Raw genomic sequence first — 24,334 nt, 5'->3', positions numbered from 1 at the left:
CTTTCGTTTACTCCCCCTATCCGGATGGCAGTCGCGCAGAAATTCCCCATATCTACCCCGATTATGAAAAGTTACTGTCGATGAAATAAAGGTGTATTTACTCGTCAAAAGGATCTGACTGAGATCCTTTTGACTCTTTTAATCCTCGAAATAACCCTTGTCCCTCGCCCCCCTTAAATGTCCATCTGCGTTCCCAGTTCAATCACCCGATTGGGTGGCACCTCAAACAGATCGGGTGAACGCAGCGCATTTCGCGCCAGTGTCAGAAAAAGCATACCGCGCACCCGATGGTGCCAGGGCCTTTTGCCTAAAATCAACGCCTCATGCGACATAAAGAACGAAGTTTGCATCATCAAACAGTTAAGTCCATCAACGGCGCAGCGCTGAAGTATCCCTTCCATATTCGGTTTCTCTCGCCAGCCATAGCTTGCGACTACCCGCCAGAAGGTCGGAGAAAGCTGTTCAATTTCGACTCGCCGCACGTTGGCCACGTAAGGGACTTCTTCGGTGCGAATGGTGAGCAGCACCACTCGTTCATGCAATATCTTGTTATGCTTCATATTATGCAACAGCGCGGTGGGAATGACGTTGACCACGCGAGACAGGTAAACGGCAGTGCCCGGCACGCGAATCGGAGGATTTTTCTCAAGCGAGGTTATCATCGCGCTCAGCGAATTGCCGTGTTCCGCCATCTTGCGCAACACGTTAAAACGCTCGGTGCGCCAGGTAGTCATCACCACCAGGAAGGCGATACCGATACAAATTGGCAGCCAACCGCCGGCAAATACCTTGATCAAATTGGCTGAAAATAACGGAATATCAACTGCAAGCAACAGTGCCAACAGTAACCCTACCGCCCAACGATTCCAATGCCAGTTATAAACCGCGACGAAGCAAAACAGCACAGAGGTTAGCGCCATGGTGCCGGTCACCACGATGCCGTAGGCGGCAGCGAGGTTGCTCGAACTTTTGAAACTGGCGATGACGATCAGCACTGCCAGATACAGCATCCAGTTGATGGCGGGAATATAAATCTGACCGGACTCTTTATCGGAGGTGTAAATGATGCGCATCGGCGGTAAGTAACCCAGCCGCACTGCATGTCGCGTAAGAGAGAAAACGCCTGAAATCACCGCCTGCGAGGCAATAACGGTGGCAAAGGCCGAAAGAATTAGCAGCGGAATTAATGCCCAATCGGGGGCGAGCAGGAAAAAAGGATTCTTGATGGCTTCGGGATGCTGCAACAGCAGGGCACCCTGACCAAAATAGTTGAGCACCAGCGAGGGCAGCACAATGCTAAACCAGGCGATACGAATTGAAGGGCGCGTAAAGTGCCCCATATCAGCATAGAGCGCTTCGGCACCGGTCACGGAAAGTACCGCAGCGCCGAGGGCAAAAAATGAAATCAGCTTATACTGTACAAAAAAGTTGAACGCCCAATAGGGATTGAGCGCTTTGAGTATTTCGGGATACTGCGCAATGCCGCGTACGCCCATCACCGCCAGAGTAAGAAACCACAGCAGCATCACGGGGGCAAAAAGTTTACCAATGCTTCCGGTACCGTGTTTTTGAATCACAAACAGCCCGGTTAAAATCACTACTGACAGTGGCACAACATAGGTTGAGAGGTTGGGTGCAATAATTTCCATCCCCTCAATCGCCGACATAACCGAAATAGCGGGCGTAATCACACCGTCACCGTAAAAGAAGCTGCCACCAATCAGCCCCATAATTACCACCATCGGCATATAGCGCGTGTCTATATTTCGCCCGGCCAGTGACATCAAGGTTAAAATACCGCCTTCACCGGCGTCGTCGGCCCTGAGAACGAACAGCAAATACTTGATGGATACCACGCTGGTCAGCAGCCAGAAAATAAGGGAAAGAAAGCCGAAAACTGACGCCTGACTGATGCCAATTCCCCACTCACCGGATAAACACTCGCGTAGGGTATAGAGCGGGCTGGTGCCAATGTCACCATAAACTACGCCAATCGCCGTAAGCGTGACGATAGCCAAAGACTGTTTTTTATGTACTGTCATAACTTTCTCGAGGTTAAGACGTCCCTGACTTAATTAAAGCAACATTGCCCGTTGCTGGTGCAATTCTGCACTCTACATATTCAATTTAAGAAATGTGTAACGCTGTAAGCATTATTTTAGCAGTTGTCTGCTCTCGTGCAGTGAAATTTAAGTGTAATAAAATTTTTATATTCAATAAGTTATAACAAGCATCTTATGGGCTGACCAATTGGTCAAACTAATGGCATAGCCTTTGCTTAAAAAGAGAGGACTATAACAAAACCAATTTCTTTGAAACTGCATGCCAGATCAAGAGTATTGCAATTAGACAGGTAAACCTATGAGCCAGACTATTACCCGCGCCATTCGTGGAAACTTCTTTGATTTCAGCCAAATAGTCGGGGTACCCTCAGAGCTAGAGAGCCAAGCCCGTTATATTGAAGACGGGATGATGTTTCTTAATAGTGGCAAAATCGTCTGGCTTGGCAGTCGTGAAGAGGGCGAACGACGCCTGGCACAAAACCTCTCCGCCGTCCCTTTGGACGACTATCGAGACAAGTTGATAATACCCGGTTTTGTTGATACCCATATTCATTATCCACAAACCGAAATGATCGGTGCCTACGGTGAGCAACTGCTGGAATGGTTGAGCAATTACACCTTCCCGACTGAAGCACAGTATCACGATATAGACTACGCGAGACGAATGTCGGCTTTCTTCATCGAACAGTTGCTTAACAACGGCACGACCACCGCACTGGTGTTTGGTACGGTGCATCCGCAGTCGGTCGACGCGCTGTTCACCGCGGCGGCAGCGCTGAATATGCGCTTGATTGCCGGTAAAGTGATGATGGACAAAAATGCGCCAGAATCCGTGCTAGAAACCCCGGCGCAGAGCGAGCGCGACACCCGTACGCTGATTGAGCGCTGGCACAATCATAAACGGCTGAGCTACGCGCTAACGCCGCGCTTTGTGCCGACCTCTTCGCCACAGTTGCTCGAAAAAGTGCGCGCTATCAAGGCAGATTATCCCGATATCTATCTGCAAACGCATCTCAGTGAAAATGCCGACGAAATTTCTTGGGTCAAATCTCTCTACCCGGAACATCAGCGTTATCTCGATGTTTATCATCACTATAACCTTACCGGTTCGCGCTGTATTTTTGCCCACTGCCTGCATTTACATGAAGAGGAGTGGGATTGCCTCAGCGATACCGACTCGAGCATTGCTTTTTGTCCAACCTCAAACCTGTTCCTCGGTAGCGGCCTGTTTAACCTTCAGACGTCGTGGCAAAAGAGAGTGCGTCTTGGCATCGGTACCGATGTAGGGGCCGGTACCACGTTTAATATGCTGCAAACCCTGAGCGAGGCATACAAAGTTGGCCAGTTGCAGAAGTATCGACTGTCAGCGTTTGAAGCGTTTTACCACGCCACGCTGGGCGGCGCACGGGCACTGCATCTTGATGATAAAATTGGCAACTTTGATGTCGGTAAAGAGGCTGACATGGTAGTGCTTGACCCCAGCGCGACGGCGTTACAGCAGTTGCGCAGCGGCAACAGTAAAACGCTGGCCGAAAGGCTGTTCGTGCTCATGACGCTGGGTGATGATCGCAATATCTATCGAACGCTGGTTGACGGCAAAGTGGTCTATCAGCGAGCAAAATAAAATACTGTATAAATATCAGGGGTTGCCGAAGTTGGCACTCCTGATAGTCAACCCGTGCCGATGAGCCAAAAATTCGCGCCATAAAGAGGCAGAGTGCACCAAATATGAACAGTGAAATCAGTACCAGTCGAGTCAGAGTTGCCCGTGAACGCACGATGGAAAGCATTCACGCCGCGGCAATCGCTGAATTCAGCGAGAAAGGCTTTTTAGGCGCCACTACGCAAGCGATTGCGCAGCGGGCTGGAATGAAAAAAACCCAGCTTCACTACTATATTACCGGTAAAGAGGAGCTTTATGAGGAGCTGCTGCAGAAGGTGTTGAGCGTCTGGGCCGAGATCATTCAGTTTGATGACAGTCTGGTGGAGCCTGAGGCGGTACTTAGCCGCTATATCCGCAACAAGATGGATTTCTCGTTTCGTCAGCCCGAGCTTTCGCGCATTTTTACCAGTGAGGTACTCGGCGGCGGGCACTATTTGCACAAGTATTGGCCCAGCGCGATTGCCCATATCATCAATAAAGAAAACCTGATTAATCAGTGGATTGAGCAAGAGAAGATCCGACCACTCGACGCGCGATTGTTTATTATGAACATCTGGGCAGTGACCCAGTACTATGCCGACTTTGCGGTTCAGGTTAACCATATGTATCGCGATATCAGCAGCAGCGAAGAGAACCGCGAGCACATTATTAGTGAAGTCACGACGCTGATACTGCGCGGCTGCGCACTCTAATCGGCGTTAATAACTACGATTTATATGAATTACCATTCAAACATTGTTGGCATCAATATTGCTTCATTTAAAACATTAATTTGACCAATTGTACAAATCGATTGGTTTGTTTGAAGGCAATTTTTGGCAGCAACAACGTGAGCAGGGTATGACTATGATCCAATTTTTGTTAAATGACCGTTTGCAACAGGAAGCCGCACTGCCGCCGGATACCACAGTTTTGCAATATCTGCGTCGCGACGTGGGCCGATGCGGAACCAAAGAAGGCTGTGCCTCGGGTGACTGTGGCGCGTGTACGGTGGTTATTGCCGAGCCGCAGGGCAATGCGCTGCGCTATACCCCCGTCAATGCCTGCCTGACGTTCATTTCAGCCCTGCAGGGTAAACAGTTAATTACCGTTGAAGACCTTAAGCATCAGGGGCAGTTGCACAGCGTGCAGCAGGCAATGGTGGATAATCACGCCTCCCAGTGTGGCTTTTGTACGCCGGGATTTGTGATGTCGGTATTTGCACTGCAAAAAAATCTCTCGACCACCAGGCGTGAGGCAAAACGTGAACCTATTCTGCAGGCACTTTCAGGAAACCTTTGCCGCTGCACCGGTTATCGACCGATTGTCGATGCTGCATTCCAAGCCTGCGAGGAGCGTCCTGTCGATCAGTTCGACCGAGCTGAAAACGTTACTTTGCAGCGCCTGCGGGCCATTGCCCCCGACTCAGGTCAAACGATTCGCCATCATGAAGACCTCAGCCTGATACCTTCCACCATTGAAGATCTGGCGTCAGCCTATCTGGCAAATCCTGAGGCAAAACTGGTGGCCGGCGGTACCGATCTGGCGCTCGAGGTCACCCAGCGGCACCGGCGTCTGACGCAGCTCATTGCGCTCAGCCATATTCCTGACATGAAAACCGCCTTCATCGACGGTGAGCAGGTTATTCTCGGTGGCGCAGCAACGTTAAGTGATTGCATGCCGCTGCTGGAGCGAGAATTTCCTGATTTTGGTGCACTGCTAGAGCGCTTTGCCTCGCAGCAGATCCGTAATCAGGGCACCTTTGGCGGTAATATTGCCAATGCTTCTCCTATTGGTGATGGCGGACCCGTGCTTCTGGCGCTGGGTGCCTCTTTGCGCCTGCGTCGCGGTTCGCAGCAGCGCACTCTGCCGCTGGCACAGTTTTATCTGGGTTATAAGCAGACTGCACTGCAGGCCGGCGAATTCATTGAGCAGATCGTTATTCCCCGCGTCGAGCCAGATTCAACGCGCACGCTGAAAGTGTATAAGGTGTCGAAACGCCTGGATGACGACATTTCGGCAGTGTGCGGCGCGTTTCATATTGAGGTTAATCACGGTGTAGTGACTCACGCATTTATCGCCTACGGCGGCATGGCTGCGGTGGCCAAAAGGGCAGAGCACTGTGAAAAACTGCTGATCGGTCAACCGTGGCAGGCCGCCACCGTGGAGCGTGCCTGTCAGGCGCTGACTCATGACTATCAGCCGATTAGTGACTTCCGCGCCAGTCAGGAGTACCGCATGCAGGTGGCAAAAAATCTGCTGCGCCGCTGCCTGATTGAAACCACTTCAACCGATACGCTGATGCGGGTGACACAATATGTCTAAATTACCCTCAGTTGCTTCACAGGAAGAGATGGCCGCACTGTTTCGCGCCGGTTTGTCCAGCGGTGCAGGCAAAAGCATGAAACACGAAAGCGCCGATAAACACGTCAGCGGCGAAGCCATATATATCGACGACAGGCTCGAGTTCCCCAACCAGTTGCACCTGGCTCCACGCATCAGCGACGTGGCGCACGCCGAGATTTTACGTATCGACGTTGAGCCTTGCTATACCATTCCCGGCGTGGTGAGAGTGATCACCGCGGCCGATGTACCGGGTGAGTTGGACATTGCACCGCTGACGCACGGCGATCCGCTGCTGGCTAAAGACCGCATCGAATATTACGGCCAGGTGATTCTGGTCGTTGCGGCAACGACCCAGGAAGCAGCACGGCAGGCGGCAGCGGCGGCGGTGATTGAGTATCGTGAACTCGACGCTGTACTCAGCGTGAAACAGGCGCTTGCCGAGCAATTCTTCGTTGAAGAGCCGCATCAGCACAAGCGTGGTGACGCCTGCGCCGCATTGGCGGCCGCGGAAAACCGGCTTCAGGGAGAGCTGGAAATTGGCGGTCAGGAACACTTTTACCTCGAAACGCAGATAGCTTCAGTAATGCCAGGCGAAGATGGAGCAATGCTGGTCTACAGCTCGACCCAGCATCCTACCGAAGTGCAGAAACTGGTGGCGTCGGTGTTAGACCTGCCGATGCACAAAGTGGTGGTGGATATGCGCCGGATGGGTGGGGGTTTTGGCGGCAAAGAGACGCAGGCAGCGGGCACGGCCTGTCTGGCGGCGCTGGCAGCACATCTCACCGGCAGGCCGGTTAAAATGCGTCTGTCTCGCCAGGATGACATGACGATCACGGGCAAGCGTCATCCGTTTTATGTCACTTATGATGTCGGTTACAATGCACAGGGCCAAATCTGCGGCATCGAAATAAATCTTGCCGGAAACTGCGGCTATTCACTTGATTTATCAGGTTCGATTATCGACCGCGCCATGTTCCACGCCGACAATGCTTATTATTTGGGTGATGCGACCATTACCGGCTATCGCTGCAAAACACACACTGCTTCAAACACCGCCTACCGCGGATTTGGCGGACCGCAGGGCATGGTGGCCATCGAGCACATTATTGACCATATTGCCCGTGAGCTCGGCCTCGACCCGTTATGGGTGCGCAAAATCAACTACTACGGCACCGAAGACCGCAATATAACGCATTATTATCAGACGGTTGAGCAAAATTTGCTGCACGAGATGACCGCCAGTCTTGAGGAAAGTGCTGACTATGCGGCCCGTCGCGAGGCGGTTAAAGCGTTTAATCGGCACAGTCCGTATCTCAAGAAGGGGTTGGCACTGACGCCGGTCAAATTTGGGATTTCGTTTACCGCCAGCTTCCTTAATCAGGCCGGTGCGCTGGTGCTGGTATACACCGACGGCAGTATTCAGCTCAATCACGGCGGCACAGAAATGGGGCAAGGGCTGAACACTAAAGTCGCTCAGGTGGTGGCCGAAGTGTTTCAGGTGCCGCTGTCAACTATTCAGATAACTGCCACAGACACGGGGAAAGTGCCCAATACTTCGCCAACGGCCGCCTCGTCGGGGGCTGACTTGAACGGAAAAGCGGCGCAAAATGCCGCTGAAATTATCAAAGGTCGACTGATTGAGATGCTGATGCGCCTCCACGATGCCAGCGCGGCAGAGGTCAGTTTTAGCAATGGTCAGGTACGAGTAAAAGAGCAGTATTTCAGCTTCCAGCAGGTGGTGCAGCAGGCGTGGCTTAATCAAGTGCCGCTATCAAGCACCGGTTTTTATAAAACGCCAAAGATTTTTTATGATCGCAGCAAGGCCGCTGGGCATCCTTTTTACTATTTCTCCTACGGCGCGGCCTGCTCCGAGGTGTTAATAGATACGCTAACCGGCGAATATCGGCTGCTGCGTGCCGATATTCTGCACGACGTCGGGGACTCGCTGAATCCGGCTATCGACATCGGTCAGGTTGAAGGGGGTTTTGTGCAGGGTATGGGCTGGTTAACCACGGAAGAGCTGGTGTGGAACGGAAAAGGGCGATTAGAAACCAGCGGGCCTGCGAGCTATAAAATCCCGGCGATTGCCGACGTGCCGCAGGACCTCAGAGTCAAGTTGGTCGAAAATCGCAAAAATCCCGAGGACACCGTTTTTCATTCCAAGGCAGTGGGTGAGCCGCCGTTTATGTTAGGCATTTCGGTGTGGTCTGCCATCAAGGACGCCATCGCCAGCGTGGCTGATTATCGAATTCATCCTCAGCTCGACGCGCCGGCTACGCCAGAACGCGTGCTGCGCGGCGTCACGCTATTGCAGGAGGCGCTATGCGCACCGACGATTGGATAACCCAGCTTAGCCAACTGCAACAGCGTAAAGAGTCCTGCGTGATGATGACCCTGATTGAGCATCAGGGTTCTACGCCGCGTAACAGCGGGTGCAAAATGCTGGTCACCGCCCAAGAGCAGTATTTCACCCTCGGCGGAGGAAACCTCGAGTTTCAGGCCTCGGCCATCGCCCGAGAAATGTTAAACAACGGCGCTCAGGAGAGCCGCGTGGAGCGATTTAATCTGGGTGCGCGTCTCGGACAATGCTGCGGCGGTGTCGCCACCGTGCTGTTTGAACCGCTGTGCCAGCAGCAGCCGCAGGTCGTGGTCTACGGCGCTGGTCACGTAGGCCGCGCCCTGATAAGTATTCTGTCGATGCTGCCGTGCCGTATTACCTGGATTGACTCGCGGGCCTGCGAATTTCCTGAACGCGTTGATCCCCAAATTACCTGCATTGTTGACGAAAGTCCGGCAGAAACCGTGCAGCAGATGGCAGCCAACAGCTATTTTATGGTGTTGACCCACGACCACCAGCTGGATCTGGCGTTAAGTGAGAAGATCCTCAAGCGCAACGATTTTAACTATTTTGGCCTGATCGGTTCTGAAACCAAGCGAAAACGGTTTGATTATCGACTATTGGGAAAGGGAATTAGCGAAGAGGCATTGGCAAAGATGCGTTGTCCAATAGGGCTTCCAGACGTAAAAGGCAAACTCCCTGCCGAGATTGCTGTGGCGATCGCCGGGGAATTTATTGCCGCCTATTCCACCAATGGAAAAGCCAGCGATGGACTTATAAATATCTAATGTCGGGTTAACATCATATTAAGTCCTCTCTTATGGGTTTATCGTTAATTTAACGAAACCCACAGAGAGGACAACAACATGACAGAATAAACGTCGTCAATCGAACAACACTTCTCTGCCTATTTCGGTTGATTAAAAGATAAACACCTGTTTAATTAGTGACAGACCTTTTGATAGTTAGGCGAAAAGCATGGCGCGACTGGTTCTATTGCTGCTTGGCGTTGATTATTTACGGGGCCGCTGGCGTAGTCTAATGGCAGTGGGTATTTTGTGGTTGCTCAGCGGTATGGCCATTTTTGTCGATGGACTCGATAACGCGATTAATTTCCCGATCGATTTTTTTGCCTGGCTGTTAATGGTTGACGGTTTTTTTACCCTTACCGTTGCCTGGGCCGGTGTCGGTGGGCAAAAGACGCTACGCTATGTTAAAGGGGTGATCGTGGTGCTGTGCGCAGGGCTCATTCTCGCCGGTCATCACCACGGTCACTTTATTCTGTCGATGCTGTTTGGATTCTTGTTTCTGGCCGACGGCCTGCTGCAACTCACCTCTGCCTGGGTTGTACGCTATCGCCGTTGGCGAGCGGCTGCGATGGGCGGCATGGTTGAAATTCTTCTCGCTGTGTTTTTTTTCCAACCTTATCCCACTAACTACAACGGCACACTGCCGTATTTTCTTGGATTATTCCTGTTTTTTGCCGGTCTGAACTTCTTGCGCATTGCCCTGAGCGTGCGAAAAATGACGGTTAATCCAGCATTTGTTACTGCTGGAAACCCGCTGATTGGTCCAAAACTGCCGCCTAAAAATTACAGCGACAACGCTTTCACCCGTGATAACGCATCAACCTCGGTCAAGGCGTTGACGGTGCACGTCTGGACACCGACCGGCAGTTCGAAGGCGCCAGCTCGGGGGCAGATGATCTTGGGGCGTTATATCGCCGCCGTGGATATCAACGGGGTCATTTCTACCGGCCACTCCGCGCTTGAATCCCCAGAAGGTATTTATATCAGTCTCTATCCCAAAGATGAGATTGACCGTTCCAGCAGTTCATTTGCCAGCCTGCTGCGCGCCACGCCAGAAAATAACGTAGCGGGCCGATTTTTATCGGACTACCAAACCGAGGCGAAAGAGTGGTGTTCATCAACGGTGCAAGTGATGATAAAAAATTATAATGCCGAAAAACTGAATCAGTTTTGGCAGCGATATCAGCAGGACTCAACCTATAACTTAACCTATCGTAACTGCTCAAGCACCGTTTCACGCGCGCTGGATGCGGCTATAGAGGGCGCAGTGGCGCGTTCGATGGGCAACGGACCGCTGGTGATGCTGCGTCTTCTGTTGACGCCCGAACTGTGGGTGGCATCGCAAATAAGAATGCGTGCACTGACTATGGCTTGGACGCCAGGCCTGACGCTAGATTATGCCCGAGCACTGAGCATGCTGGTCGACCCGCGTCAGGTTTCGTGGTTCCGCCTCGCAAGACACGCTTTCAATCGTATAAAGCTGCGCAGAAAGGAGTGGCGACGTGACGATCGTGCGGCCAAAAATGCCTCTTCTGCGCCTAAATAGCGGCTATTTCACGGCATCTTACGTTACTGCCTATTCTGCAACCTCACGGCAAACAGCATGACGCTTAGCGTTAAAAGCACCGCCAGACTGGCCATTGCCATGCCGTCGCCGACCGATCCCTGCTCAAACTGCCGCCAGACAAACACCGACACGGTTTGTACACCGGCGGGGGCCAACAGCAGCGAGGTCACCAGCTCGCGTGAGGCAACAGCAAACACCATCAACATTGCTGCCAACAGGCTGGGCCACACCAGCGGCAGCATAATCAGCCTCAGCCCCTGCGCCGCGCTGGCACCGTGAACTCTTGCAGCAGCTTCAAGATTCTCGCCAATCTGCCTTATTGCCGCACTGACGTAACGCACCGGATACGGCAACAGTAAGCAGCAGTAGGCCAGCAGTAAAATCGCCCAGGTGTTGTAGGGCGTCATTGGCCAGAAGCTGCGGTTCCAGGCCAAAATCAGCCCTACGCCAACCACTATGCCCGGCAACGCGGCCGGAAACAGTGACAGTGCATCAATGCAGCTGGCAAAGCGGACTCTCTGGGCCACAACCAGCCAGGCGGCTAGCAAACCGACAACACCAACGATCAGTGCGGTAAACAGCGCCAAACTGAGGCTGGTACCCAAAGCCCCTAAGGCGTCGCCCTGAACATCGAACAGCGCCTCGAAATGACGCAGAGTAAAATTGCCCATCGAGAGCCCACCGGAAAGCGTGCGGGTAAAAGCAGTGGCCAACATTGATGCAAGAGGCAGAACAGCCGCCACTGTAGCCACCATAACAAACAGCGCTATCACAATATAACGCCAGCGGCCCAGAGATTTAGGCACGGCGTCCGTCGGTTTGCCCGACGTTGTCTCTACGTTTTTTCCACCGATGATTGCCCGCTGTACGCAGTAGGCGCAGCAGGCAATCGCCACTAATATCACGGAAAGCCCTGCGGCGGCGGGCATGTCAATCGGCCAATCTGCCAGCCGTTGTTCAATTCCGGTTGTCAGCACGTCAATGCCGCTGCGCGTGCCCAGTGCAGCCGGTACGCCGTACTCCTCAATCGCCAACGTAAAAGCCAGCAATAGGCTGGAGGCCATTGACGGCAGGGCAAGTGGGAGCGTAACGCGAATAAATGCCCGCCAAGGCTTAGCACCGTGGACCCTTGCCACGTCGGCAAGCCGGCTACCACTGGCCGCCATGCTGCGAGAAACGGCAAAATAGACCACTGGAAAGACGTTAAGCGCCATCACAAACACCATGCCCGACAGCGAAAACAGGAAGTTGTTGAGGTCAATCCCCAAGAGTTGCTGCACATAGCCGCGCGACTGAAGCGCCAACATCCACGACAGTGCGGCGAGATAAGGCGGAAACAAAAAAGGGATCAGAAATAGCGCATCCCACACACGGGCATAGGGTAAAACGAACAGGCCTCGCAGCGTGCCCAATGGGATACCTATTAGCGCGCTACACAGCGCCACCCCGAGCCCCAGCTTAACGGTTCCGCCGAGCAGCGTGGGAAACTGCGCATCGGTAAACAATCTAACAAAGGCGCTAAACGGGGAGCTAAAACTGCCCGCATCGAGATGCGGAAATAGGGCTTGCAGCAGCACAAAAGTTACGGGAACGGCAACCAATAGCAGCAGCGCGCCGCCGGTAAACACCGGCAGCAGCGTATTTTTGTTCATAGAGGCTCCAGACACCGGCAGATTTCTCCACCGGTTAAATCAATCAGATCAGGCCTAGTTGGCCGCAAAGAGGGTGGCGAATTTATCCAGTACCTGCTTACGGTCTGAGGATCCCACGGCATCGGCGGGCAAAACTTTTAGTGATTTGAAAAGAGGGCGCTTGGCATCAACATCATCACGTGCTGGCATCAACCAGGCGTCGGCCACCAGTTTTTGCCCCTCGGGCGAGAGCACATAGTCAATAAAGGCTTTCGCCTGTGCGGGCTCTTTAGTGCTTTTAAGGATCATCATCGGGCGTGGCGCAATCACCGTGCCGCTGGAGGGGAAGATAACCTTGATGGCTTCACCGGCCTCGACGCTGTTATAAGCGACATAGTCAACTGCGCCAAATACCGCCGCTTTGGCCCCCTGTAGCACTGGCGTCAGCGCCTGCGCATTGGGTCCGGCAACAATCGCACCGTTGGCTTTCAAGTCACCAAATAGCTTCCACGCCTGCTCACCGTGCGCGTTTTGCAGCCCTTCAAGCAGGTCCAGCGACGCGCCAGAAAGTGAAGGATCCGGCGTGGTCACTTTGTCTTTGAATGCCGGTTGCGCCAAGTCTTGCCAGTCTTTCGGCTCCGGCGTGCCGCTTTTGGTATTCCAGACTATCCCCAGTGCCGATATGCCCTGTGCAACGTAATAGGCTGATTTGAACTGCGAGGGAACGTGCGTTGCATTCGGACTTTGATAAGCCAGCAGCCAATCACGTTTTTCGAGGCTGGTCGCCGTGTCCCACGAGGCCGAAATCAGCACATCAGCCTGCGGGTTGGCCTGTTCGGCGTCCAGCCTGGCCATCACTTTACCGGTGGTTGCCTGGAAAATATCGACCTTAACGCCAGTTTGTTTTTCATAACCCGCCGCCAGCTTTTTAGCCAGAGAACCGGGGCCTGCTGTATAGACAGTCAGCGCCTGTGCGCTGCCGGTTGCCAGAGCAAAAGAGAGAGTCATCGCCGTCAGTAAACCTGTTTTGAGTGAAATGGAGTGTCGAGATTTGTTTTTCAATACGCTCATTTTTTTAATCCACCAGAAGTTATGCAACAAAGGGAGAAACACGAGAAATATCGAGCCAGTCGATGCGTTTAATCGCACCGCCTTCCATGCGAGCAATGCCGTGGGCTAACGCCTCGGCTTCGTGCGGGTCGTGGGTGACATACACCGCCGTGGTGCCTAACTGGCGCAGAAGAACTGCCATTTCTTCACACAGGCTTTCGCGCAGGTTGCGGTCAAGGTTGGAGAGAGGCTCATCGAATAACAAAATCTGCGGCTCGGCGACGATGGCACGGGCCAATGCTACGCGCTGCTGCTGCCCGCCCGACAGCTCGCTTGGGCGTCGCGGCCCAAAGTCGGCCAGTCCAACGCGGTCCAACGCTTCAAGCGTGCGTCGTTGACGTTCACTGACTCTCACGCCGCGCATGTGCAGCGGAAAGGCCACGTTTTGCGCCACGGTCATGTGCGGCCACAGGGCATAGTCCTGAAACACCATGCCTAAATCGCGTTTCTCGGGTGGCAGGCTAAAGCGGCCATCAACCACCTTTTGTTCGCCAAAAAATAGCTGTCCGGCATCGGGATGCAGCAGCCCGGCAAGCAGTTTGAGCAGGGTGCTTTTACCGCAGCCGGAAGGACCGAGCAGCGCCATGATGGTCCCTTTAGGCACCTCAAGGCAGACGTCATTAAGAACAGGCGTGGCAGCAAAATGATGGAATACGTGCTGCACGCGGATAGCGGCAGGGTCGACTTTGGCATGGCTCATTTGTGCTCCAGAACGGAATACTTTCCGCAGTGGCAGGCACAGGCAAGCGCTACCGGCAGACAGGCAGGCTGATTCATGGGAACTATCCTCTTTGGGACTTATTGATGTGCAGTCACCCTAAAGATGATTTATGACACCCAGATGACATTTATTCGGTCTGCCCCTGTGAAGATAAAAATGTTGCACCTCAACGCCCGCTTGGCTACTTTATTGATTAAGCTAACTATTCAAGACTTTCTTTGTGCTTTTATCCCGCACTGAGTCTGGTGCAGAGCCGCAATATTCTGGAGAACTGATGAAAATTATCGTAATTGGTGCAGGAATGGTCGGTGCATCATTGACTTGGGAACTGACTCAGGCAGGGTTTACCGTCACGCTGCTGGAGGCGGGCGAAGCCGGTAAAGGCACCAGTGCCAACTCATTCGCCTGGATAAATGCCCACGGCAAGCCGCCGGAAGGCTATCACCGTCTCAATGCGGCGGGCATAGAGGCGCACCGCGACCTGGCAAAACGCTTTGGCCATGCGCCGTGGCTGAATTTAACCGGGGGTCTTGAATGGCGGGCGGCTAATGAGCAACAGGCCATGCGAGACAATGTGGAAGCGTTGCAAAAATATCAGTATCCCGCCGAATGGATAAGCGCCGAGCAGATGCAGCAGCGTGAGCCAGCACTGCATCTCGACGGTAATGAAGGGGCAATGGGCTGGTTTGCGTCAGAAGGCTGGGTTGATACCCAGCAGTATATTCAACAGCTGCTGCAGGCCAGCGCAGAAGAAGGGGCCAAAATCGTTACCGGCAGCAAAGTAGTTGAAATTACACGCCAAGGTGACACTGTCACAGGTGTTAAAACGGTTGACGGTACGCTGCACCAGGCGGACTGGACGATTAATGCCAGCGGTCGCTGGTCAGACAAATCGCCCTATGCTAATCCACTGGCTACCCCGCTTGCGCCAACCACCGGTATTCTGATCCGCGTGCCGGCTGACACTGTGCCAGTCAGCCACGTTTTGGCTACGCCGCTGTTTCACTGCCGTCCCGACGGAGAAGGCGTTACGCTGCTTTGTCCGAATGAGGGCGTGTATGACATCGATGAATCTACGCCTCAGTCACGCGTTAATGAATTGGCCGCCGATATTATCAGTAAAGCCGCGGCCGTCTGGCCGAAACTTGCAGAGTTGAAACCGGCGCATTATCAAGCGCGTATGGGTATTCGCGCACTTCCGGCTGACGGCTATCCCATTGTTGGCCCGACGCCGGGCATAACAGGGTATTACACTGTAGTCACTCACAGTGGCGTGACGCTGTCACCGTTGTTGGCACGTCTTGTTACGCAGGAAATTCAGGGGCATCCGGTGGCAGAACTCGATGTCTATCGCCCGCGGCGCTTTATACAGGAATAAATTGATGACAGAGCCAGTACGCTGCCCGTGGACCAAAAACGACACGTTGATGCAAAATTACCACGACCTAGAATGGGGCGTGCCGGTTTACGACAGCCGCGCACTGTGGGAAAAGCTGATGCTCGATGGTTTTCAGGCCGGACTGTCTTGGCGCACCATTCTCAACAGACGCGACGGATTCAGAAAAGCGTTTTGCGGTTTTGATCCGCAGAAAGTTGCCACATTCAATGAGGAAGATATCGAACGATTAGTGGCTAATCCGGATATCATTCGCTCACGCCAGAAGATTAAGGCGGTGGTCAACAATGCTCGCGCCTATTTACGCATGCAGGCAGCGGGCGAAGACTTCTCGCAGTGGATTTGGGCTTGGGTAGGAGGAAAACCCGTTCAGCATTTGGGGCCGGTCCCTACCCGCAGCGAACTGTCGGAGGAAATATCCAAACAGTTGAAGAAACGCGGCTTTAGCTTTGTCGGGCCGGTGATTGTTTATGCCTGGATGGAGGCAACCGGCATGATCAACAGCCACCACCCAGACTGCTTCCGTCGTCATATTCTTGCCCCTGACGCACCCGCTACAGAGTAATACTGTCCCACACCATCGAGAGGCCCGCAGCTACCATCATAACTGCAACCAACAGGTGAAATAGCTGGGTCGGCATGCGGGCAACCAGCCCTTTGCTCAGATAGATGCCGCTGATTTGCGATGCCCCCACGAATAGCCCACACAGGATAACTGACAGCGGCAGGGCACCGATGGCCCCAAAGGTTGAGGTCTTGGTAATGAAAACGATAAGTGATGCCGCTGATTCTGTGGCGATCAGCCCCTGTTTCACCAGTCCGTAGCCGGAAAAGATAGGTACCGTCATTGGCCCGGTTGAGAACACCATGCCGGTAAGAAATCCAACCACCAGTCCACAACTCGCAAGCTGCCAGGTATTGAGCCGTAAATTATGCTTACGCGACCAGTACATCAGTGGCACCAGCAGCAGGAAGAAAAGGCCGATACACAGGTCCGAGATTTTTTCCGGTATGCGCCACAGCGTATTGGCCCCCAACACGGCACCGGGAATGGCCAACGCGGAGTAGGTAAAACAGGCACGCCAGTTAATCTCTTTTCGCCAGATAATCACTCGCGACAGGTTACTCATAATGGACGCTACCGCCATGATGGGCACCGCGACCTGCGGCCCAAATTTCCAAGACAGAATGGGCAGCAGAATGATCGAACCGCCCGTGCCGATAATTCCGCTAACGAAGCCCGCAAACGTACCTAGAAAAACAATGGCTAAGTAAATCATGTTGTTTCTTCTCCCGCTAAGTGAATTTTTATACTGACTTATTCTTTACATCACAATTTACTCGATGATTTAATCAGCGTTAATCGAGTTATTCGGCTGCATTAAGTGAGAAAAAATCACATGGCAAGAAAGTTACCTTCCTTAAATTCACTACGGGCGTTTGAAGCAGCCGGCCGTCTTGGCCTGATCAAGCAAGGTGCAGAGGAGTTGAATGTGACTCACGGTGCCGTCAGCCGACAGGTGCAACAGCTTGAGGAGTGGTTGGGCGTGGCGCTGTTCGAGGGGTCTAAGCATGCACCCAAGCTCTCTGAAACGGGCCGAACGCTGCTGCCTGCCTTAACCGCCGCCTTTGACCAAATGGAAGCCGCCATCGGCCAGATTGCCGACAGCGATGAAGGCACGCTGGACGTGTCTTGTCCCGGTACCTTTACTATGCGCTGGCTTATTCCGCGCCTGCATCATTTTCAGGCCGCGCATCCCGGTATTGAGGTGCGGCTCAACTCCTCAGGCACCTCGTCTGACCCGATCGGCAACAATGTTGACGTAGCCGTACGCGTAGGGAATGCCCCTTGGCCGCCAGGCGTTGTGGTTATTGAGTTGTTCAACGAGAGGTTTGGGCCCGTTCACGCGCCGTCGATCTCACTGAGTGACGGTTCCGCACTGCTGCATACCGTATCGCGGCGCAGTGCATGGGCCGACTGGCGGCGGCGGGCAAACGTTAATCAGCGGGGCAGTGACGCGGGCGAGTTTGAACATTTCTATTTTATGCTCGAGGCCGCCATTGCGGGTCTGGGCGTGGCCATTGCACCTTGGCCTCTGGTAGCAGAAGATGTGAAGGCGGGGCGCTTGCAGGCGCCCTGTGGGTTTATCGAAAGTGGCCTGAGTTACGTAGCCCTGCGGCGGCAAAAACAGAATCGCAAAGCCGATATATTCTGTCGCTGGCTCGAGGCAGTGGCCGCAGAGTACGCTGCCAGTCCGCTGTCTCAGCCTCCGGCCTGGTGATGATAATATTTGCGGTACTGCGCAGGACTGGTTTTGAGCTGTCGATGAAAAGCACGGCGCAGGATATCAATACTCGAATAGCCGCATCTGTCGGCGATTTGCTTGGGTGAAAGTTCGGATGACTCCAGCAGAAAACGCGCCTGATTAATTCGCTCCTGCTCCAGCCATTCACCCGGCGTCAGACCCATCTCCTGCGTAAAAAGACGTGAAAGGTGGCGAGGACTGACCCCCATGTGTTCTGCCATCGACTGCACTGACAGCGGCTGGGTTAAATTGGCGATAACCCAGCGTTGTAAATCTTGCAACGCGGAACGGCCACTTAACGACGTACGTCCTGAACGGCTGAACTGCATTTGTCCGCCCGGACGTTTAAAGAACATCACCAGCCGTGCGGCGACCAACATCGCCACGTCGCGCCCGAAATCTTCCTCCACCATCATCAACGCCAAATCCAATCCCGAGGTCACGCCTGCGGCGGTTCTAAGGGGACCTTCGGCAATATAAATCGCGTCGGCGTCGACCTGTATTTGTGGATAACGGCGAGCAAAATCCTCGGCTACTGACCAGTGAGTGGTGACGCGATGACCATCGAGCAGGCCGGTAGCAGCCAGAAGCAGGGCGCCGGTGCACACCGAACCATAGCGATGACTGTTTAACGCACGCTGGCGAATGACCTCAAGCAGCGATTGGGAAGGGGAAAACTGCGCAATGTCCGGCGCACCCGCCACAAGAAAGGTATCGACTGATTCATCACGGTTATCGTCGAGCAGGCGTTCAGCCAGTAAACAAATACCGGATGAGGTGACAATCTTTAACGCCTCCAGCGCCAGCACTTCAAGCTGATACACCTTGCGACCTAATTGCTGATTCACTTCGGCAAAAACGTCCAATGGCCCTGAAACATCGAGCAACTGCACCCCGGGAATGGCTAAAATCTGCACGCGCTTGATCATTTTTATGCTCCGGTGTCTGAGGGGGTCATTATGTCTGATATCGTCATATTAATACTATTGAGGACTCACTGTCCGCGTTTTATTCTGGCTGTCCACACACTGACACAGGCAGAACAGACTATGACTCTCAACATTAACGGCATTCGTATTCCCGACAGTAAAATGGCGCGTGAGGCCACCGAACTGGTGCGTGATACTGAATCAGAGCTGCTGTTTAATCACTCAAGCCGCGTATATTACTGGGGCGCGCTGGCCGGAAAACAGCGTGGGTTGGCGGTCGACAGCGAGCTGCTGTATATCGGTTGTATGTTTCACGACATGGGGCTGACGCACGACCACTGCAGCTGTGATAAACGTTTTGAAGTTGACGGAGCGAACGCGGCGCGCGAGTTTTTACGCCAGCATACTGTCAGTCAGGCGGATATCGATAAAGTGTGGACCGCCATTGCGCTGCATACCACACCGGGGATCCCGGAGTTTATGGACCCGGTTATTGCGCTGGTTACGGCGGGGGTGGAGATGGACGTGCTGGGCATTAACTATCAAGGTTACGACGATGAGCAGCGCGAAGCCGTGGTAGCCGCGCATCCGCGTACGCCGCAGTTTAAAGAAGATATCATTAGTGCCTTTTATGACGGCGTGAAAGGCAAACCTCATACCTCCTTTGGGAATGTGAAGGCTGACGTTATTGCCGATAAACAGCCGGGATTCGACAAAGGTAACTTCTGCTCGATTATTCGCGGCTCTCGCTGGGCTTCATAAGTTACCAACCTAAGGCGTGGAATACTTCACGCTTTGCAGAGCATAAATTCAATCATATAAAGCTCAACGATCCCGGGATAAATTTCGGCGATCGTTGATTTCAGCTGTTCCAACGTCATGTTCTCCTGCCGCGCGTGATCCTGATTTAGCTGATGAAAACTCACCGGCGTCACGGCATTAACTTTGATATGGCAGAAGAACTGATTGTCCTCATAGCGCGCCACGCTAACGATGTCTCCGGTCGTATAATCTGCATCGCTTTTATCCCGCAGCGTTATTGTTTTACGCCCGGCAACTATGTCTGACTCAAAGCGACGATAAAAAGTGATATTTTTCATTAAATTCTCTGTCATTCAGCGGATAGGCACGGACTATTCTAGCGGATCGGCACCGATCGGCGAATAAGGTTATATCAAAAAGTTATTATCCATCTGGATGGCTAGATGTAGGATATTGATAGTCGATAAATAACGTATAAATTAAAGGTTTTTCAATGAGCGATATTGCTATTCGCGTGGTGACTGGCCCCGCAAACTATTTTTCATTCCCAGGTGCAATCGAACGTATCAAAGACTTTTACACTGCTGAGCAGTTGCAAAATGCACTGTGGATTTATGGCGAACGTGCACTTGCGGCTGCTCGCGATTTTCTTCCGTCCGAGTTTGGTCATGCTCAGGCTAAACATGCGTTGTTTAAGGCGCACTGTAGCGAAACCGAAGTTCAACGCATTGTGGATATCGCCGCTGACGATCGGCGGGTGGTCATTGGCATTGGCGGCGGCGCGGTGCTGGACACGGCTAAGGTCGTTGCGCGTCGTTTAGGCCTAAACGTGGTGGCTATTCCGACCATTGCCGCCACCTGTGCGGCCTGGACACCGCTTTCAGTGTGGTACAGCGATGAGGGCACCGCACTGCATTATGAAATCTTTAACGATGCTAATCATCTGGTGCTGGTGGAGCCGACAATAATTCTTCACGCGCCGAAGGCCTATCTGCTGGCCGGTATTGGTGATACGTTGGCAAAATGGTACGAAGCGGTGGTTCTCTGTCCGCAGCCAGAAGCCGTTCCATTAACCGCACAGTTGGGTCTCAATACGGCCTTAACCATCCGCGACGTGTTACTTAATGAAAGTGAGATTGCGCTACAGGCGCAGGCTGAGAAAAAGCTGACCAAGCCGTTAATTAATGTGATCGACGCTATTATTGCCGGCGGCGGGCTGGTGGGCGGTCTGGGAGAACGTTACACCCGAATCGCAGCGGCTCACTCAGTGCACAACGGCTTGACTGCGTTACCGCAAACCGATGCTTACCTACACGGCACCAAAGTCGCCTACGGCATTCTGGTGCAAAGCGCGCTGCTAGAGCAGTTTGAAGTTGTCGACCAGCTGATTGCGCTGTATCAACGTCTAGATTTGCCGGTTAGCCTGGCTGAACTCGAGGTTGATATTCACGATGCGCAGCAGATTGACCGACTGATCGCCCGCACGTTGAAATCCACAGAGTCTATTCATTTACTGCCTAACTCCCCGAGTGAAAAATCGCTGCGAGCTGCGCTGGAATATGTCGAGAAACGAGGCTCCCTGAATGGAGGGGTCAGTTAAAATATCACCCTTAGTCGGTTTTTTTTGGCCCAGCCCAATTCGCTTTTTTTTATATCCACACACATAAATTCATAAAATTTACTAATCTTTCACAAGTATAGCCAGCGGTGACCGCCAACAAACGGCATCGCTGATACTCAGTTTTCATAAGGAGCTTGTGAATGACCTCTCTGCGATCCTCAAGATATTCTGCACTGGCCGTCGGCATTTTTGCCTTACTTGACCCGCTGCCTATTGGCTTTTTCACCGCCGCGTGGATATTCGATATTATTTATGTTTTCAGCACAGAAATCGCCTGGACCCAGGCCGCGAGCTGGCTGATCGTTTTTGGCCTGTTTTTAGCCATTATTCCGCGACTGATAAATCTTGTACAAGTCTGGATTGGCAGCGATTACCCGCAAAATTCGCCGATTAAGCTGCACTTTTGGGCCAACGCGCTGGCAATCGTACTGTCGATTTTCAACGCCTTCATTCACAGCCGTGATGCCTACGCTGTCGTGCCCGCAGGGGTCACACTGTCTACACTGGTGGTCGTCCTGCTGCTGTTGGCCAATCTGCAACTCGCGCTGCGCGACCGCACGGCTTAAGGAGAAGCGTTATGAAAAAACATTATGCACTTTCCGCACTGGCGGTCACATTGCCGCTGCTGCTTGTCGGCTGTGACGACTCGGCAAAAATATCCCCCGAACAGCAAATTGGCAGCGACCCAGTATTGCCCGCTGCTAAAAACTTCCTGCTGCCACCGATGCAGGTTCCCAGCGGCACAGCCTGGAAAAGCGGTGAAATGCCGAAGGTCGCCGACGGATTGAAAATTGAAAAAGTCGCCGATGGATTGATGCATCCACGGCAAATAACCGTGCTGCCTAATGGCGATGTTTTGGTGGTCGAGGCCAACAGCCCTCCAGGCGTTATCAGTAAACCTAAAGAGTTAATCATGGGTATGGTGCAAAAAGCCTCGGGCAAGGGCGGCCCCGGCGGCAACCGCATCACGCTGTTGAGAAACGCCAACGGTGATGGCAAAACCTGGGAAAAACACATTTTCCTCGAAAATCTGCACTCGCCGTTTGGCGTGCAACTGATTGGTAACGAGCTTTACGTCGCCAACGCCGACAGCCTGATGAAATATCATTATCAAAGCGGTGAAACAAAAATCACCGACTCTGGCACCCAGTTGACCGACCTGCCGGGCGGACCGATTAATCATCATTGGACCAAATCACTGCTCGCCAGCCCCGACGGCAGCAAGCTTTACGTGGGGGTAGGTTCAAACAGTAATATTACTGAAAATGGTATTGGGGCGGAATATCGACGTGCCGACGTGCTTGAGGTTGACGTCGCGACGGGCGCAAGCCGTATTTATGCCAGCGGACTGCGCAACCCGACCGGCCTTCAGTGGGAGCCTCAGTCTGGCAAGCTTTGGGCGGTGGTAAACGAACGTGACGAAATCGGCGCTGACTTGGTGCCAGACTATATGACCTCAGTGCAGGAGCATGCGTTTTACGGCTGGCCGTACAGTTATTACGGCCAGCACGTTGACCAGCGCGTACGTCCTCAGCGCCCAGACTGGGTCGCAAAGGCCATCAAACCTGACTATGCGCTGAGTTCACACGTTGCGCCGCTCGGACTGTGGTTTTACACCGGCGATAATTTACCGGTCGAATATCGCGGCGGGGCGTTTATCAGTGAGCACGGCAGTTGGAACCGTAAACCGTTGAACGGCTATCAGGTGGTGTATGTAGCCTTTAAGGACGGCAAGCCGGTCGGTCAGCCAAAACCAGTGGTGACCGGATTCCTCACCGACGACCAGAAACAGGTTCGCGGTCTGCCGGTCGGGCTGGCGATGGACAAGCAGGGCGGCCTGCTCATTGCTGACGACGCCGGCAATACCGTTTGGCGGGTAACCGCCGCGAAAAACTAGAAATACGGCCTTCGCGATATCCTCATGCCTGCCGACTGACATTAGCGGCAGGCATTTTTCATTACCGACTTCCCACCAATGACATTTATTCAAACAATCTCTCCATTATTGGTGCTTCAATTTTACGAATGTTTTACCACTCCCTCCCTAACAGTCAGCGGCCTCCGGCGTATAGTAGATTCAGTCAATCTTGTCTCTGCATTCGAAGGTCTGTGATGAAAAAACTCATGTTATTTGGCGTTTGTGCCAGTTTGTTATTGGGCCTGGGCGCAAGTCAATCGGCCTTTGCCTGGGGCTATTACCACCGAGGTTGGGGCGGCCCGAGGGTGGTGGTCGGTGTTGGTCCTTACTGGGGACCGGATCCTTACTATTGGGGACCGCCGCGCTACGTCGGCCCACCGCCGGTAGTTTATGTTACCCCTCCGGCACCTAGGGTTTATGTCGAAAAACCGGCGCCAGTCGTCTCATACTACTGCCGCAGGCCAGAGGGGTATTATCCTCAGGTTCCGCGCTGCCCGTCAGGTTGGTTGAAAGTGGCACCGCACTAATAAACCGTGTGAAATTTGCTGCAATCGAGGTCATATAAGATGAAATTTTATGCGTGTGCACCTGCGGCCGTTGCACTGAGTGCCTTACTTCTGGCGGGATGCGTGAGTCCGCCAACCGGTCCTGACGTTACGGCACTTCCGGGAACCGGTAAAAGCTATGAGCAGTTCGCCAACGACGATGCAAGCTGTCAAATTTATGCCAGAAACAATTTGGGGCGCGCTTCTCAGCGGGCCAACGATAGCGCGGTGAATACTGCCGTAGGTGGCACGCTTATCGGTGCCGCCGGTGGCGCACTTTTAGGTGCTGCGTCGGGTCATGCGGGGCCGGGAGCATTAATAGGTGCGGGTTCGGGTCTGTTGATTGGAAGTGCGATGGGTAACGGTTCATCAATGCAAAGTAATGATGACATACAGCGGCGTTATAACAGCGTCTATGTTCAGTGCATGTATGCCAAAGGTAACAAAGTGCCGATGCCTGCGGGATATGTAGCGCCTACGACCTTTGAAGAGGTGCCGCCAGACTACAATGAACAGGGCGGTACGAGCGTCCCCCCTGATTACACGCCATCACATGAATCTGGCATGCCACCGGACTACACGCCTTAAACTGTTCCGCAATGGCAACAATAACGCTTCAGTAAAAGTAGA

22 protein-coding genes are annotated in these 24,334 nt (G+C 53.2%); 15 read left to right on the top strand and 7 right to left on the bottom strand.

What is annotated here, in order from left to right:
* Positions 1-173: 173 nt before the first annotated feature.
* On the bottom strand, positions 174-2,042 hold the full coding sequence (gene kup / locus BS639_RS06390) for a low affinity potassium transporter Kup (RefSeq protein WP_084982587.1): 1,869 nt from the start codon (positions 2,040-2,042) through the stop codon (positions 174-176).
* A gap of 319 nt (positions 2,043-2,361) precedes the next feature.
* On the opposite strand from kup, the gene guaD reads away from it, so the two are divergent.
* The 6 genes from guaD to BS639_RS06360 all read left to right on the top strand — a co-directional run bounded on the left by guaD (position 2,362) and on the right by BS639_RS06360 (position 10,744).
* On the top strand, positions 2,362-3,687 hold the full coding sequence (gene guaD / locus BS639_RS06385) for a guanine deaminase (RefSeq protein ID WP_084982585.1): 1,326 nt from the start codon (positions 2,362-2,364) through the stop codon (positions 3,685-3,687).
* A 104-nt stretch (positions 3,688-3,791) separates the two neighbouring features.
* A complete protein-coding gene (locus BS639_RS06380) occupies positions 3,792-4,418 on the top strand; it encodes a TetR family transcriptional regulator C-terminal domain-containing protein (RefSeq protein WP_055772274.1) in 627 nt (208 codons plus the stop codon).
* 154 nt (positions 4,419-4,572) lie between these two features.
* On the top strand, positions 4,573-6,030 hold the full coding sequence (gene xdhA / locus BS639_RS06375) for a xanthine dehydrogenase small subunit (protein WP_084982584.1): 1,458 nt from the start codon (positions 4,573-4,575) through the stop codon (positions 6,028-6,030).
* Entirely contained in the window at positions 6,023-8,395 is a 2,373-nt protein-coding gene (xdhB, locus tag BS639_RS06370) for a xanthine dehydrogenase molybdopterin binding subunit (RefSeq protein ID WP_055772267.1), read from the top strand. Before xdhA ends, xdhB begins: the two co-directional genes overlap by 8 nt.
* The gene (xdhC, locus tag BS639_RS06365) at positions 8,374-9,177 is read left to right on the top strand and encodes a xanthine dehydrogenase accessory protein XdhC (RefSeq protein ID WP_055772264.1); all 804 of its coding nucleotides are present in this window, start codon (positions 8,374-8,376) and stop codon (positions 9,175-9,177) included. The genes xdhB and xdhC overlap by 22 nt, the downstream gene beginning before the upstream one ends.
* Before the next feature lie 190 nt (positions 9,178-9,367).
* Entirely contained in the window at positions 9,368-10,744 is a 1,377-nt protein-coding gene (locus tag BS639_RS06360; protein ID WP_084982582.1) for an HdeD family acid-resistance protein, read from the top strand.
* Positions 10,745-10,767: 23 nt separating this feature from the next.
* Here BS639_RS06360 and BS639_RS06355 read toward each other — a convergent pair whose 3' ends face one another.
* The 3 genes from BS639_RS06355 to BS639_RS06345 form a co-directional block, all read right to left on the bottom strand.
* Positions 10,768-12,417 carry an ABC transporter permease gene (locus BS639_RS06355; RefSeq protein ID WP_084982581.1) on the bottom strand — a complete coding sequence of 550 codons (1,650 nt, stop codon included), beginning with the start codon at positions 12,415-12,417 and terminating at the stop codon, positions 10,768-10,770.
* A 54-nt stretch (positions 12,418-12,471) separates the two neighbouring features.
* Complete coding sequence (locus tag BS639_RS06350) at positions 12,472-13,404, bottom strand: ABC transporter substrate-binding protein (RefSeq protein ID WP_228779617.1); 933 nt, start codon at positions 13,402-13,404, stop codon at positions 12,472-12,474.
* Between the two features lie 82 nt (positions 13,405-13,486).
* Positions 13,487-14,206, bottom strand: coding sequence for an ABC transporter ATP-binding protein (locus tag BS639_RS06345; protein ID WP_084982579.1), 720 nt, complete (start codon positions 14,204-14,206; stop codon positions 13,487-13,489).
* Between the two features lie 295 nt (positions 14,207-14,501).
* Here BS639_RS06345 and BS639_RS06340 point away from each other — a divergent pair, with 295 nt between their 5' ends.
* Positions 14,502-15,605 carry an NAD(P)/FAD-dependent oxidoreductase gene (locus BS639_RS06340; protein ID WP_084982578.1) on the top strand — a complete coding sequence of 368 codons (1,104 nt, stop codon included), beginning with the start codon at positions 14,502-14,504 and terminating at the stop codon, positions 15,603-15,605.
* A 4-nt stretch (positions 15,606-15,609) separates the two neighbouring features.
* Positions 15,610-16,188 carry a DNA-3-methyladenine glycosylase I gene (locus BS639_RS06335; RefSeq protein ID WP_084982576.1) on the top strand — a complete coding sequence of 193 codons (579 nt, stop codon included), beginning with the start codon at positions 15,610-15,612 and terminating at the stop codon, positions 16,186-16,188.
* Here BS639_RS06335 and BS639_RS06330 read toward each other — a convergent pair.
* Positions 16,178-16,903, bottom strand: coding sequence for a sulfite exporter TauE/SafE family protein (locus tag BS639_RS06330; protein WP_084982575.1), 726 nt, complete (start codon positions 16,901-16,903; stop codon positions 16,178-16,180). The two genes, BS639_RS06335 and BS639_RS06330, sit on opposite strands and share 11 nt — an antisense overlap.
* 120 nt (positions 16,904-17,023) lie before the next feature.
* On the opposite strand from BS639_RS06330, the gene BS639_RS06325 reads away from it, so the two are divergent.
* A complete protein-coding gene (locus BS639_RS06325; protein ID WP_084982573.1) occupies positions 17,024-17,905 on the top strand; it encodes a LysR substrate-binding domain-containing protein in 882 nt (293 codons plus the stop codon).
* Here the strand turns inward: BS639_RS06325 and BS639_RS06320 are convergent.
* Positions 17,887-18,858: a GlxA family transcriptional regulator gene (locus BS639_RS06320; RefSeq protein ID WP_055772237.1), complete on the bottom strand. Its 972-nt coding sequence runs from the start codon at positions 18,856-18,858 to the stop codon at positions 17,887-17,889. The genes BS639_RS06325 and BS639_RS06320 overlap by 19 nt on opposite strands.
* Positions 18,859-18,978: 120 nt before the next feature.
* On the opposite strand from BS639_RS06320, the gene BS639_RS06315 reads away from it, so the two are divergent.
* The gene (locus BS639_RS06315) at positions 18,979-19,620 is read left to right on the top strand and encodes an HD domain-containing protein (RefSeq protein WP_084982572.1); all 642 of its coding nucleotides are present in this window, start codon (positions 18,979-18,981) and stop codon (positions 19,618-19,620) included.
* Between the two features lie 26 nt (positions 19,621-19,646).
* Here BS639_RS06315 and yqfB read toward each other — a convergent pair whose 3' ends face one another.
* Positions 19,647-19,958, bottom strand: a complete 312-nt coding sequence (yqfB, locus tag BS639_RS06310; RefSeq protein ID WP_055772231.1) for a N(4)-acetylcytidine aminohydrolase — start codon at positions 19,956-19,958, stop codon at positions 19,647-19,649.
* 155 nt (positions 19,959-20,113) lie between these two features.
* Between yqfB and BS639_RS06305 the strand changes: the two genes are divergently transcribed.
* The 5 genes from BS639_RS06305 to BS639_RS06285 all read left to right on the top strand — a co-directional run bounded on the left by BS639_RS06305 (position 20,114) and on the right by BS639_RS06285 (position 24,292).
* Positions 20,114-21,220 (top strand): oxidoreductase, encoded by a 1,107-nt coding sequence (locus tag BS639_RS06305; RefSeq protein WP_055772227.1) that lies wholly within the window; start codon positions 20,114-20,116, stop codon positions 21,218-21,220.
* Between the two features lie 161 nt (positions 21,221-21,381).
* Positions 21,382-21,807 (top strand): DUF2231 domain-containing protein, encoded by a 426-nt coding sequence (locus BS639_RS06300; RefSeq protein ID WP_084982570.1) that lies wholly within the window; start codon positions 21,382-21,384, stop codon positions 21,805-21,807.
* 11 nt (positions 21,808-21,818) lie between these two features.
* Positions 21,819-23,138, top strand: a complete 1,320-nt coding sequence (locus tag BS639_RS06295) for a PQQ-dependent sugar dehydrogenase (RefSeq protein WP_084982569.1) — start codon at positions 21,819-21,821, stop codon at positions 23,136-23,138.
* 215 nt (positions 23,139-23,353) lie between these two features.
* Positions 23,354-23,686: a hypothetical protein gene (locus BS639_RS06290; protein WP_055772218.1), complete on the top strand. Its 333-nt coding sequence runs from the start codon at positions 23,354-23,356 to the stop codon at positions 23,684-23,686.
* A gap of 39 nt (positions 23,687-23,725) precedes the next feature.
* Complete coding sequence (locus tag BS639_RS06285) at positions 23,726-24,292, top strand: glycine zipper family protein (RefSeq protein ID WP_055772214.1); 567 nt, start codon at positions 23,726-23,728, stop codon at positions 24,290-24,292.
* Positions 24,293-24,334: the final 42 nt, after the last annotated feature.

It is taken from the genome of Rouxiella silvae, assembly GCF_002093625.1.
GTDB classification, from domain to species: Bacteria; Pseudomonadota; Gammaproteobacteria; order Enterobacterales; family Enterobacteriaceae; genus Rouxiella; species Rouxiella silvae.
The sequence above is the reverse complement of the archived record's forward strand: the minus strand, read 5'-3'. Positions and strand labels throughout refer to the sequence as shown.

What these genes read in the sequence shown, in the direction of transcription:
- xdhC (WP_055772264.1), top strand. Translation starts at nt 8,374, where the DNA reads ATGCGCACCGACGATTGGATAACCCAGCTTAGCCAACTGCAACAGCGT.
- BS639_RS06320 (WP_055772237.1), bottom strand. Translation starts at nt 18,858, where the DNA reads ATGATCAAGCGCGTGCAGATTTTAGCCATTCCCGGGGTGCAGTTGCTC.
- BS639_RS06300 (WP_084982570.1), top strand. Translation starts at nt 21,382, where the DNA reads ATGACCTCTCTGCGATCCTCAAGATATTCTGCACTGGCCGTCGGCATT.
- BS639_RS06380 (WP_055772274.1), top strand. Translation starts at nt 3,792, where the DNA reads ATGAACAGTGAAATCAGTACCAGTCGAGTCAGAGTTGCCCGTGAACGC.
- BS639_RS06305 (WP_055772227.1), top strand. Translation starts at nt 20,114, where the DNA reads ATGAGCGATATTGCTATTCGCGTGGTGACTGGCCCCGCAAACTATTTT.
- BS639_RS06335 (WP_084982576.1), top strand. Translation starts at nt 15,610, where the DNA reads ATGACAGAGCCAGTACGCTGCCCGTGGACCAAAAACGACACGTTGATG.
- BS639_RS06350 (WP_228779617.1), bottom strand. Translation starts at nt 13,404, where the DNA reads ATGACTCTCTCTTTTGCTCTGGCAACCGGCAGCGCACAGGCGCTGACT.
- xdhA (WP_084982584.1), top strand. Translation starts at nt 4,573, where the DNA reads ATGATCCAATTTTTGTTAAATGACCGTTTGCAACAGGAAGCCGCACTG.
- guaD (WP_084982585.1), top strand. Translation starts at nt 2,362, where the DNA reads ATGAGCCAGACTATTACCCGCGCCATTCGTGGAAACTTCTTTGATTTC.
- xdhB (WP_055772267.1), top strand. Translation starts at nt 6,023, where the DNA reads ATGTCTAAATTACCCTCAGTTGCTTCACAGGAAGAGATGGCCGCACTG.
- BS639_RS06315 (WP_084982572.1), top strand. Translation starts at nt 18,979, where the DNA reads ATGACTCTCAACATTAACGGCATTCGTATTCCCGACAGTAAAATGGCG.
- BS639_RS06325 (WP_084982573.1), top strand. Translation starts at nt 17,024, where the DNA reads ATGGCAAGAAAGTTACCTTCCTTAAATTCACTACGGGCGTTTGAAGCA.
- kup (WP_084982587.1), bottom strand. Translation starts at nt 2,042, where the DNA reads ATGACAGTACATAAAAAACAGTCTTTGGCTATCGTCACGCTTACGGCG.
- BS639_RS06340 (WP_084982578.1), top strand. Translation starts at nt 14,502, where the DNA reads ATGAAAATTATCGTAATTGGTGCAGGAATGGTCGGTGCATCATTGACT.
- BS639_RS06285 (WP_055772214.1), top strand. Translation starts at nt 23,726, where the DNA reads ATGAAATTTTATGCGTGTGCACCTGCGGCCGTTGCACTGAGTGCCTTA.
- BS639_RS06330 (WP_084982575.1), bottom strand. Translation starts at nt 16,903, where the DNA reads ATGATTTACTTAGCCATTGTTTTTCTAGGTACGTTTGCGGGCTTCGTT.
- yqfB (WP_055772231.1), bottom strand. Translation starts at nt 19,958, where the DNA reads ATGAAAAATATCACTTTTTATCGTCGCTTTGAGTCAGACATAGTTGCC.
- BS639_RS06345 (WP_084982579.1), bottom strand. Translation starts at nt 14,206, where the DNA reads ATGAGCCATGCCAAAGTCGACCCTGCCGCTATCCGCGTGCAGCACGTA.
- BS639_RS06295 (WP_084982569.1), top strand. Translation starts at nt 21,819, where the DNA reads ATGAAAAAACATTATGCACTTTCCGCACTGGCGGTCACATTGCCGCTG.
- BS639_RS06290 (WP_055772218.1), top strand. Translation starts at nt 23,354, where the DNA reads ATGAAAAAACTCATGTTATTTGGCGTTTGTGCCAGTTTGTTATTGGGC.
- BS639_RS06355 (WP_084982581.1), bottom strand. Translation starts at nt 12,417, where the DNA reads ATGAACAAAAATACGCTGCTGCCGGTGTTTACCGGCGGCGCGCTGCTG.
- BS639_RS06360 (WP_084982582.1), top strand. Translation starts at nt 9,368, where the DNA reads ATGGCGCGACTGGTTCTATTGCTGCTTGGCGTTGATTATTTACGGGGC.